The organism is Nocardia sp. NPDC005978 (genome assembly GCF_040614455.1).
Taxonomy (GTDB): Bacteria; Actinomycetota; Actinomycetes; order Mycobacteriales; family Mycobacteriaceae; genus Nocardia.
The window spans coordinates 1-4,364 of record NZ_JBEXUS010000217.1; the positions used below are offsets into that span (position 1 = coordinate 1).

4 protein-coding genes are annotated in these 4,364 nt (G+C 70.8%); all 4 read left to right on the forward strand.

The window, feature by feature from the left end; translation table 11 throughout:
- On the forward strand, positions 1 to 238 hold a 238-nt coding region (locus ABZ319_RS40100), incomplete at its 5' end, for a hypothetical protein (RefSeq protein ID WP_354991831.1).
- Between the two features lie 31 nt (positions 239 to 269).
- Positions 270 to 1,772, forward strand: a complete 1,503-nt coding sequence (locus ABZ319_RS40105; RefSeq protein ID WP_354991832.1) for an MFS transporter — start codon at positions 270 to 272, stop codon at positions 1,770 to 1,772.
- A 103-nt stretch (positions 1,773 to 1,875) separates the two neighbouring features.
- Complete coding sequence (locus ABZ319_RS40110) at positions 1,876 to 2,901, forward strand: NAD-dependent epimerase/dehydratase family protein (RefSeq protein ID WP_354991833.1); 1,026 nt, start codon at positions 1,876 to 1,878, stop codon at positions 2,899 to 2,901.
- Between the two features lie 237 nt (positions 2,902 to 3,138).
- Positions 3,139 to 4,364 (forward strand): MFS transporter (locus ABZ319_RS40115; protein ID WP_354991834.1); only part of this gene is annotated, 1,226 nt, incomplete at its 3' end.

Consider the following 4,364-nt stretch of genomic DNA (forward strand, 5'->3'; position numbering starts at 1 on the left):
CCTGCGCCGCGCGACTCGGCACGTGACCGCCTGCGCCGCGCGACCCGGCACGTCACCGCCCGCGCCGCCCGACTCCGCCCGCGCCGCCCGCGCCGCCCGCGCCCGCCCGCGCCGCCCGCGCCCGCCCGCGCCGCGCGACCCCGCCCGCGCCCGCCCGCGCCGCGCGACCCGGCGTGATCTTCCGGATTCGGGGTATCCGCGTACCGTTGCGCTCGCTGATCAGCGCAATCGCGGGTAAGTCGGACGTGCTTCGAAACCGAGGAGTCGTGATGGCGGAGCAAGCCGGTGCGGACGGCACCGTGCGGACATTGATCCCGGCCCGGATCGATCGATTGCCGTGGTCGAGATTCCACACCCGCATGGTGGCCGCGCTCGGGGTGGCGTGGATCCTGGACGGCCTCGAGATCACCGTCGCCAGCGCGGTCGCCGAGACCCTGACCGAGCCCGAGACCCTGAACCTGTCCTCCACCGCGGTCGGCCTGCTGGCCACGGTGTACCTGGCCGGTGAAGTGGTCGGCGCGCTGGTGTTCGGCAACCTCTCCGACCGGCTCGGACGGCGCAAACTCTTCCTGATCACGCTGGGCGTGTACCTGTTCGGCAGCGGCCTCACCGCGCTGACCCTGGGCAGCGGCGCGGGCTGGATCGCCTTCCTGTACGTCACCCGCTTCATCGCCGGCATGGGCATCGGCGGCGAGTACGCGGCCATCAACTCCGCCATCGACGAGCTGATACCGGCGCGCTACCGCGGCCGCGTCGACATCGCGGTCAACGGAACCTATTGGGCCGGAGCCATTATCGGCACCATCGGCACGTACATCCTGCTCAATATGGTGACCCTGTCCGTCGGCTGGCGACTGGGCTTCCTGATCGGCCCGGTGCTGGGCCTGATCATCCTGTTCGTGCGCCGCCACCTGCCCGAGAGCCCGCGCTGGCAGATCATGCACGGCCGCACCGAGGACGCCGAGCGGTCCATCACCGAGATCGAACGCGAAGTGCACGCCACCGGGGTCGAACTGCCGCCGGTCGACGAGTCCAAGGTGCTCGAGGTCAGGCCCGCCGATCAGATCGGCTACGTAGCCCTGACGCGGGTGTTGTTCCGCGAGTACCCCTCTCGCGCGGTGCTGGGCGCGAGCTTGATGATCAGCCAGTCGTTCCTCTACAACGCGATCTTCTTCACCTACACGCTGGTGCTCGGCAAGTTCTACGGCGTGCCGTCCGAGACCACGCCCCTCTACCTGATCGCCTTCGCGGTCGGAAATCTGCTCGGCCCGTTCACCATCGGCCACTACTTCGACACCATCGGCCGCCGCACGATGATCTCGGGCACCTACCTGCTCTCCGGCGTGCTGCTGGCGATCTCGGCGGTCCTGTTCTACGCGGACGTCCTCAACGCCATCACCCAGACCCTGTGCTGGTGCGTCATCTTCTTCTTCGCCTCGGCCGGCGCCAGCGCGGCGTACCTCACCGTGAGCGAGATCTTCCCGCTCGAGGTCCGAGCCAAGGCTATCGCCGTATTCTTCGCCATCGCACAGTGTTTCGGCGCGCTGGGGCCGGTCATCTACGGCGCGCTGATCGGCGACGGCGACCACCCGTTCCGCCTGTTCCTGGGCTATCTGCTCGGTGCGGCCGTCATGATCACCGGCGGCGTCATCGCGAAACTGCTTGCCGTGGACGCGGAGAACCGTTCGCTGGAGGACATCGCCCTGCCCCTGGCGGCCCGGCGCGAACCACCCGCCCGTGCGGAGGGCGCGGGCACGCCCTTCGGCACCTGAGCACCCCCGCGACCCGGAGCGCCCGGGTCGCGCGGGCACAGTAGACTCCGCCCGACGGTAGGGGTCGGGGAGCGATTCCCTATGAGCGGCAGAGGAATTGCGCATGGACACGGTCCTGGTGACCGGAGCGACCGGTTTCGTCGCGGGGCACTGCATCACCGAGTTGCTCGAACACGGCTACCGCGTGCGGGCGACCGTCCGGGACCTGTCGGACACCGGCAGACGCGCCCACCTGGTGGACATCGCGAACCGGCTCGGCGGTGCGCTCGAGTTCACGCAGGCGGACCTGACCTCCGACCACGGCTGGGAGGTCGCCGCCAAGGACTGCGATCATGTCCTGCACGTGGCGTCACCGATTCCGAACGGGCGCAAAGAATCCGAGCGCGAGATGGTCGAAGCGGCCGTCGAGGGCACCCTGCGCGTCCTGCGCGCCGCGGCCGCGGCCGCCACCGTGCGTCGCGTGGTGCTCACCTCCTCGATCGTCACCATCAATCAGGGCCACGACGCGGATCGGGTGTTCACCGAACAGGATTGGTCCGACCCCGACCGGGTGAGCGGCTACGACAGGAGCAAAACCCTCGCCGAGCAGGCCGCCCGGCGTTTCGCCGAGGCGCCCGGCCTCGGATTCGACCTGGTCACCCTGCACCCCGCCATGATCCTGGGCCCGGTGCTGCACCGCCAGACCAACATGTCCCACGAGCCCGCGATCCGCCTGCTCGGCCGCAAGGTGCCCGGCAACCTCAATGTCGGCTGGTCCACCGTCGACGTCCGCGATCTGGCCCGCGCCCACCGCGTCGCCCTGGAGACCCCCGAGGCCGCCGGCCAGCGCTACATCTTCGCGGGCGAGCACTTCTGGATGCGCGATATGGCCGCCGTCCTCGCGGTCGAGTTCGGCCCGCGCGGCTTCCGCGTCCCGCTGCGCGTGCTTCCGGACTGGCTGGTGCGCGTAGCCGCCCTCGCCGACCCGGGCATCAAACGCGTGGTTCCCGCCCTGGGCAAACTCGAACGCCTGAGTTCGGCGAAAGCCGAAGCCGAACTGGGAATCTCCCTGCGCCCGAAACGCCAGTCCCTGGTCGACACCGCCGAAAGCCTGCTCGCCCACGGCGTGGTCACCCCGCCCACCCGGTAGTCCCGGCCGCGCGAGCCGCTATCGCGTCCGAGCGGTCGGCGCCGAAATCTCCTGGCGTCCCGGTGCGCTGTCGCCCGGAATGACGAGGAACACCGCTCGTGGCCTGCGGCAGCGCAACCCGGTCCGGCACCCCGCGCCCGAGATCAAGTTCTGGACCGCGGGGTGGTCCGGCGCTTGTCCTCGCGGCCCCCGAAAACCCTTGGGCAGCGGGCGGTGGCGTCTGCGAGAATCCTGCCGGTGACGGGGTCGACCGGTATCGCCGGGCTGCTGCGCGGCAACCGCGGGTTCCGCCTGCTGTGGACCGCGCGGTCGCTGTCGTTCCTGGGTGATTCGCTCACCCTGGTCGCGCTGATGCTCTACGTCGCCGACACGACCGGGCAGGCGCTGGCGGTGGCGGCCCTGTTGCTGGTGGGCGATTTCGCGCCCGCGCTGCTCGGCCCCTTCACCGGCGCGCTGAGCGATCGATTCGACCGCAAACGCGTCCTGGTGGTCTGCGACCTCGTGCAGGGCGCGCTGGTGCTGACCATCGCCCTCTGGCTGCCGGCGCTGTGGCTGCTGCTGATCCTGGTCGCGGTGCGCGCCGTCGCCGGCCAAATCTTCCAGCCCGCGTCCCGTGCCGTGGTGCCCGCGCTGGTCCGCGACCGTGAGCTGGAAAGCGCGAATGCCGCAATAGGTTTCGGCACCAACGTGGGCGAGACCCTGGGCCCGCTGGTGGCCGCGGCGCTGTTCCCCTTCGCAGGCCTGCGCGGCGTCCTGCTGATCGATGCCGCCACCTTCCTCGTCTCCGCGCTCCTGCTCACCTTCCTGCCGACGAAAACAACTCGCACCCGGGACGATTCGGAGCCTGCCACCCTGTGGTCCGAGACCCGGGCCGGTCTGCGCTATCTCGCCGCCGCGCCGCTGCTGCGCGTCATCGGCCTCGGCTACGTCGCCATCGTGGCCTGCAACGGCATCGACGACGTCGCCCTGGTCTTTCTCGCGAAAGACACCCTGCACAGCGGTGATTCGGCGGTCGGCCTGCTGCTGGCCGGTGTCGGCATCGGCCTGCTGGCGGGCTACGCCCTGGTGGCGCGCACCCGGTTCACCATGCCCGTCCTGCTCGTCGCGGGCTTCGCGATCAGCAGCGCCGGGAATCTGCTGACCGGCCTGGCCTGGGCGGTGGCCGCGGCCTTCGTCGTCCAGACCACCCGCGGTCTGGGCATCGCCGCCATGGACGTCGCGGCCAACACCCTGATCCAGCGCGCGGTCCCGGAAGCCCTGCTGGGCCGCGTGTTCGGCAGCCTCTACGGCGCGATCGGCATCGCGGCCGCGCTGTCCTACCTCGGCGGCGGCCTGCTGCTCGATCGCACCGATCCGCGCGTGGCCTTCGTGGCGGCCGGGGCGGGTGGACTGCTGGCCACCGTGGCTACGGCGGTGGCGCTGCGCCGGGTCGTGCGCTCGCGCCGCGGTGCGGGGCCGCGGTG

Coding starts and splice junctions, on each gene's coding strand:
- ABZ319_RS40105 (WP_354991832.1), top strand. CDS start 270: ATGGCGGAGCAAGCCGGTGCGGACGGCACCGTGCGGACATTGATCCCG.
- ABZ319_RS40110 (WP_354991833.1), top strand. CDS start 1,876: ATGGACACGGTCCTGGTGACCGGAGCGACCGGTTTCGTCGCGGGGCAC.